The organism is Noviherbaspirillum sp., assembly GCF_035654295.1.
Taxonomy (GTDB): domain Bacteria; phylum Pseudomonadota; class Gammaproteobacteria; order Burkholderiales; family Burkholderiaceae_D; genus Noviherbaspirillum.
The window spans coordinates 93590-99807 of record NZ_DASRXF010000020.1 but is presented as its reverse complement, the minus strand read 5'-3'; the positions used below and the strand labels follow the sequence as shown (position 1 = coordinate 99807).

Annotated in this window: 6 protein-coding genes; all 6 read right to left on the bottom strand. The window is 64.7% G+C overall.

Annotated elements, in window-relative coordinates:
* Positions 1–926 (bottom strand): oligosaccharide flippase family protein (locus VFF99_RS02430; protein WP_325014648.1); only part of this gene is annotated, 926 nt, incomplete at its 3' end.
* Between the two features lie 21 nt (positions 927–947).
* Positions 948–2135, bottom strand: a complete 1188-nt coding sequence (locus VFF99_RS02425; protein WP_325014646.1) for a glycosyltransferase family 1 protein — start codon at positions 2133–2135, stop codon at positions 948–950.
* 8 nt (positions 2136–2143) lie between these two features.
* Positions 2144–2998 (bottom strand): glycosyltransferase family 2 protein, encoded by an 855-nt coding sequence (locus VFF99_RS02420; protein ID WP_325014644.1) that lies wholly within the window; start codon positions 2996–2998, stop codon positions 2144–2146.
* Positions 2988–4148 carry a glycosyltransferase family 1 protein gene (locus VFF99_RS02415; RefSeq protein WP_325014642.1) on the bottom strand — a complete coding sequence of 387 codons (1161 nt, stop codon included), beginning with the start codon at positions 4146–4148 and terminating at the stop codon, positions 2988–2990. Before VFF99_RS02415 ends, VFF99_RS02420 begins: the two co-directional genes overlap by 11 nt.
* A gap of 49 nt (positions 4149–4197) precedes the next feature.
* Positions 4198–5139, bottom strand: a complete 942-nt coding sequence (locus VFF99_RS02410) for an NAD-dependent epimerase/dehydratase family protein (RefSeq protein WP_325014640.1) — start codon at positions 5137–5139, stop codon at positions 4198–4200.
* The gene (gene gmd / locus VFF99_RS02405; RefSeq protein WP_325014638.1) at positions 5123–6166 is read right to left on the bottom strand and encodes a GDP-mannose 4,6-dehydratase; all 1044 of its coding nucleotides are present in this window, start codon (positions 6164–6166) and stop codon (positions 5123–5125) included. The genes VFF99_RS02410 and gmd overlap by 17 nt, the downstream gene beginning before the upstream one ends.
* Positions 6167–6218: the final 52 nt, after the last annotated feature.

Here is a 6218-nt window from a genome sequence, read left to right as displayed (position 1 = left end):
GCCGAAATCAGGCGGATGCCGCGCTGGTACAGGGCCGCCAGCGGCACCTCGGTCCTGGCGTCGAGGTTGCCGGCAAACTTGGGAAACAGGACGCCGGCCAGGGCTGCCGGAATGACCATCGTGCGCAACAGCACTTCCTGCGAGGTGACATACCAGGCGACGGCGGCTGGGGACGCCAGGGCGGCCAGCACGAAACGGTCGGAGTACAGCATCAGCGGGCCGATGACATTGGAGACGGTGATCCAGCCGCCCTCCTGGAAGAACAGCCCCTGCCCGGCCAGCCTGGCCCGCACCGGCCCGACCAGGATGCCGCGCTCGGCCTGCAGGCAGGCCCACACATGCGCGGCAAGTGCGACGACCCGTCCGAGCACGATGCCGACGATCATGGCATCGAGCGTCGGCATGAGCAGGGCGGCCACCGCCGGGGCGGCATAGGTCCATGCGCCGAAGACGGTGCGCATGAGGTTGACCCGGGCAAAGCGATGCACGCCCTCCAGCGCGCCGCGCAGCCAGTTGGTGGCGAGCGTGACGGGGATGCCGAACGCGATCCAAGGCCAGCTTGCCGCCAGTTCGCGCCCCAGCTCCCCCTCCGGGAGATAAGCGCCGAATACTGCGCGCGCCGCAAGGAACAGTACGGTCATCGCCAGCAAGGCCGGCACCGCGCGCCACCAGAAAAAGCCGCGCAGGTCGAGCAGCTCCGCTTCAATCCGTCCCTGTTCCTTCGCTTGTGCGACGCGCCGCGTCACCACCCGGCTCAGCCCGAAATCCAGGAAGCTGAAATAACCGACCAGTGCCCACACCACGCCCAGCGCGCCCAGGCGCTCGACGCCGGCAAAGTGCGCAATCACGGGGACCGATACCAGCGCCACCGCCATCGGCAGCGTGTGTCCGAGCAGGTTGAAAATGAAAAAGCGCAAGGTGTGCATGGCGGCGCGCCTGTGCCCGTGTTACTCGTTCAACTGACCGAGCCGGGCCGCCGCCTCGCGCCGGCCGAGGAGGCGGCGATAGAAATCGAGGGAAATGGCGGTCGTGCTTTCCCAGGTGAATGCGCGGCTTTGCACCCGACCGCGCTCGGCCAGCTCTGCCCTCGCCTGCGCATCGGCGAGCAGGGATTGCATGGCATCGGCGATCTGGCCGACGTCGTTGGGATCGACCTGGATGGCACCCTTGCCTGCAACCTCGGGCATGGAGGAAATATTGCTCGTGATCGTCGGCACGCCGGCCGCCATGCCCTCCAGCACGGGGAGGCCGAATCCTTCGTAGAACGAGACGTAGGTGAACAGCAGCGCCGACTTGAGCAGCGCATGCTTTTCGGCTTCGTCCACGTAACCGGTCAGGACGATGCGTTCGCGCACCGGCGATGCATCGATGTAGGCCAGCAGGCTGTCATAGTCCCAGCCGAGCTTGCCGGCAATGACCAGCTTCAGCTCCGGATGGTTCGGGGCGCAGCGCTCGAATGCCTTCACCAGCCCGAGGATATTCTTCCGCGGCTCGATGGTGCCGACGTACAGGATGAAGCGGTCGAGCTGGAAGCGTTGCCGCAGTTCCTCGATCATGCGCGCATCCGCCGCTGCCTGCAGGCGTGCAAGATCGGCGCCGAGCGGAATCACGCAGCGCTGCGCCTCGCAGTGCGGGAAAAAGCGCATGAAGTCGTGCATGGTCGATTCGGAGATGAACAGCAATCCTTCGACCTTCGGCAGGCGCCGGATGAAGAACTGGAAGAACACCCGCTTAGCCGGCACATGCAGTTCGGGAAACAGGAAGAAGGACATGTCGCACACCGTCACGATGCGCTTGAAGCGGCCGAAGGACAGCAGCGGGAAGCTGTAGTGCAGCGAATGCGTGGCGCCGATGCCGCGGGTGATGGCGAGCACGGGCATGATCAGCTGCTCGAGCAGGACGCGGAACAGGAAGCGGCGGAACAGGCTTGCCTTCAGCACAATGGCGGTGGCGTTCGGGATGGCGCGCACGTCGCGGATGAGCGCGGCGTCGTCGTCGAGGACGAGGAAGCTGAGATGCGCCTCGCCGGCCTGCTCGCGCAGCCGTTGAACGTAGTTGACGGCGTAGATGCCGACGCCGGTGCGTTCGAGCGGGAGCTGGGTCAGGTCGATCAGCACGCTATCCACGCTATTCATTCCTCCTCCTACTTCCCGTCGGCCACGGGCGCGTGGTCGACCGCCTGCCGGGCGCCTTCGAGCGCGCGCAGCGCGGCACGGTTGACGGCCGCGCGTTCGGGATCGATGAACCAGCCCCACTTGTTGAAGTAGCGCACCGCCGAGCGGATGTGGCGCGTCAGCAGGATACTGCTCTTGTACGAGCCCTTCTGGTAGGCATGCGTGATCGATACCGCGGGGTAATAGACGGTGCGCGCCACGCGCCCCACGCGGCGCGACAGGTCCACATCTTCCAGGTACATGAAGTAGCGCTCGTCGAATCCGCCGGTCTTCTTCAGCACCGATGTCCGCAGGAACATGAAACAACCGGACAAGGCCGGCACTTGCATGGTCCGGTCGTAACCGCTGCGGCGCATCTCGTAGGTGTCGAGCCGGCCGCTGAGGCGGTACAGGGCCGGCACGAAGCGCCGCACCAGCAGGTCGCCCGGGTGCGGCAGCAATTTGCACAGATGCTGGCGGCGGCCGTCAGGATAGCGGATGTCGGGCATCACCAGGCCGGTATCGGGATGCGCTTCCATGTAGGCCAGCAGGCCGGGGATGACTTCGGGCCCGAAGCTGACGTCCGGGTTCACTACCATGTGGTAGGTCGATTCGGCGGCGATCGCTTCACGGATCGCGATATTGTGTGCGGCGCCGAAGCCCGGATTGTCGGGCCGGTGGATGTAGCGCGCGCCGTACTGTTGGGCCACAGCGGCGAGGCTGTCATCCCGGGAATTGTCGACCAGCGTGAGCGCGATGCCGGGTGTCGCGGAGATGCTGCGCAGCACGTCCGCGATCTGGTCAGGGGAATTGTGGTAACTCACCACCGAGCAGCTAATCGACATGGCTCATGATCTTCTTGTAAACCGCGATTGTCTCATGCGCAAACTTGCGCCAGGTGAAGGCGGTGGCGCGCACGCGTCCCGCATTCGCAAGACGGGTATGCAGGGCGTCATCTTCGATCAGCGCGCGCATGTGGCCGGCAATGCCGGCATCATCCATCGGCTCGACCAGGATGCCGGCTTCGCCCACCACTTCCGGCAACGACGCCCGGCGCGATGCAATCACGGGCACGCCGCAGGCCATGGCTTCCAGCGGCGGCAGGCCGAAGCCTTCGTACAGGGAAGGATAGGCGAACAGGCGCGCGCCGGAATACAGGGCCGGCAGCTCTGCCTGGTCCACATAGCCGAGCATCCGCACCTCGCCCCGCTCGATCATGTGCCGCAAGCCGTGCGAGAACTTGTCCATGCCCCAGCCGTTCATGCCGACGATGACGAGGGGCAAGCGCCGGCGCATGTCGTCCGGCAACCGAGCGAAGGCGGCGATAACGGTGGACAGGTTCTTGCGCGGCTCGAGGGTGCCGACGGTCAGGAGGTAATTGCCATAAGCCAGGCCGAACTTGTCGAGCACCGGCTGGCAGCGCGCTGCATCGAGCGGCGCGAATTCCGCGCCCACCCCGAGAAGGACGGTGGTGACCCGGTCGCCGGGCACGCCATAGTAGGACATCACTTCCTGGCGCACGAAGTCGGAATCGACCACGATATGCGACGCGTGCTCGACGACCCTGGGCATGAAGCGGTTCATTTCGCGCAGACGCTCGACCGGGTGGGTTTCCGGGTGGCGCACCCAGGACAGGTCGTGGATGGTCACGATGGATGGCCCCTTGAAGCGGTAGGCCAGGAAGGCCGGCTCGTGATACAGGTTGACCTTGTGCCGGCGCACGCCGGAGGAAAATCGTGTCTGCTTGAGAAAGCGGGTGATCAGGTGCGGATGCGGCATCATCCGCTTGATGGCATTGTTCAGCTCGCGCGCACCCGGCGCGGCAGCCGTGCGGATTTCCCTGTCCCAGGAAGTGCCGTAGAACAGCCAGGGCTTGTGCGGCAGGATTTGCTGCAGTTCGGTGATCAACCGATAGGTGTATTGTCCGACCCCCGTCAGGGGCGACAGGATCGGCACGGCATTGATGCCCACCCTTACACGGTTGAAGAGGTCCATTGTCGTTCTAATCGGTGCTCGCGGCCGCGCGGGCCGCATTCAGGTGTGTTCAGGCCGCGGTGCCGGCCTCGTACATCCAGCGCAGCGTTTCTTCCAGCGGAACGGGCTGCAGTCCGGGCACGAGCGCGCGCAGCCTGTCGGGCGAGCCGACCAGCGTCTTGACTTCCGACTGGCGCACGAAGGCAGGATTGACGCGCACGTCGATCTGGTAGCCGGCGATCTGCTGCATGGTGTCGAGGATAGCGCGCAGGGAAAACGGACGGCCGCTGCAGATATTGACGGTCTGCCCCGCGCAATCCTGTTCGAGCAGGCCGCGGTAGGCTTGCGCAACCATCCGCACGTCGGAGAAATCGCGCTCCACATCCAGGTTGCCCAGTTCGATGAGCGGTGCCCGCTGCACGAAATGGGACATGATCTTGGGCACCAGGAAGTGCGGCTCCTGTCCGACGCCGGTGTAATTGAACGGGCGCGTGATGACGATGGGCAGGCGGTCGTTCCAGGTTTTCACCATGAATTCCATGGCCAGCTTGCTCACCGCGTAATGGTTGACCGGCTGCGGCGGCTGCGATTCCGCAATCACGCCGGCCGTGGCGTTGCCATACACGTTGGCGCTGCTGGCGATGATCAGGCGGCGCGGCGACAGCTTCGCGTCGGCCATCGCCTGCAGCAGGTTCATGGTGCCGATGACGTTGACGCGATAGAAGGCATCCGCGTCGGCATGCTGCACGAAGCTGATCGCCGCCAGGTGGATCAGGTAGTCCGGACGCACGCGCTCCATCACGCGGCGGCAGTTGTCGGGCGAGGTGATGTCCAGCGTCACCTCGTGCGGACCGCGCGATCCGCCGACTACCGCACCGACCACCGTGTATCCCGCCGCTTCGAGCTCGGCGCGCACATACTTGCCGGTGAAGCCGTTGGCCCCGGTCAGCAGGACAGTGCCGCGCTGACCGGCAGCGGAGTTGGCCTTCGCTTGATCAGAAGGAGAAGCCACGCTCGTTTCTCCGCAGGTCAGCCTGTACCATCATCTGGCACAACTGCTCCAGCGTCGTTTTCGGCGCCCAGCCGAGTTTTTCCATCGCCTTGGCCGGGTTTCCGATCAGCAGGTCGACTTCCGCGGGACGATAGTACTTCGGATTCACGCGCACCAGGGTCTTGCCGGTAGCGGCGTCGACCGCCACTTCATCCTCGCCGCGTCCGCGCCATTCCAGCTGGTAGTCGGCGGCCTTGAAGGCCATCGAGACGAAGTCGCGCACCGTTTCGGTACGGTTGGTCGCCAGCACGAAGGTATCCGGTTCGTCGGCCTGCAGCATGCGCCACATGCCTTCCACGTATTCCTTCGCGTAGCCCCAGTCGCGCTTGGCGTCCATGTTGCCCAACTCCAGCACGTCGAGCTTGCCGAGGCGGATCTTGGCGACGGAATCGGTGATCTTGCGGGTGACGAATTCACGGCCGCGCAGCGGGGACTCGTGGTTGAACAGGATGCCGCTGCAACCGAAGATGTCGTAGGACTCGCGGTAGTTCACGGTGATCCAGTGCGCGTATAGCTTGGCCACACCGTACGGGCTGCGCGGATAGAACGGCGTCGACTCGATTTGCGGAATCGCCTGCACCTTGCCGAACATTTCCGAGGTCGATGCCTGATAGAAGCGCACCTTCGGATTGACGATGCGGATGGCTTCGAGCAGGTTCAGCGGGCCGATGCCGGTGATCTCGGCGGTCGTCACCGGCTGGTCGAACGACACGCCGACAAAGCTCTGCGCCGCGAGGTTGTACACCTCGGTGGCGCCGGTCGTCTGCAGCAGGCGGATGCTGGCGCTCAGGTCGGTGAGGTCGTACTCGACCAGATGCAGATTCGGGTCCTTGTCGATGCCGAGCTCTTCGATGCGCCAGAAGTTGACCGAGCTGGTGCGGCGATAGGTACCGTAGACCTTGTAGCCCTTCTTCAACAGGAGTTCGGCGAGGTAGGCGCCGTCCTGCCCGGTGATACCGGTGATGATCGCTGTCTTGGATGAAGTCATTTTCAGGTGAGGTTATGGTTGGATCTGGATTGGAAACCGGGTCCGGCGTGCT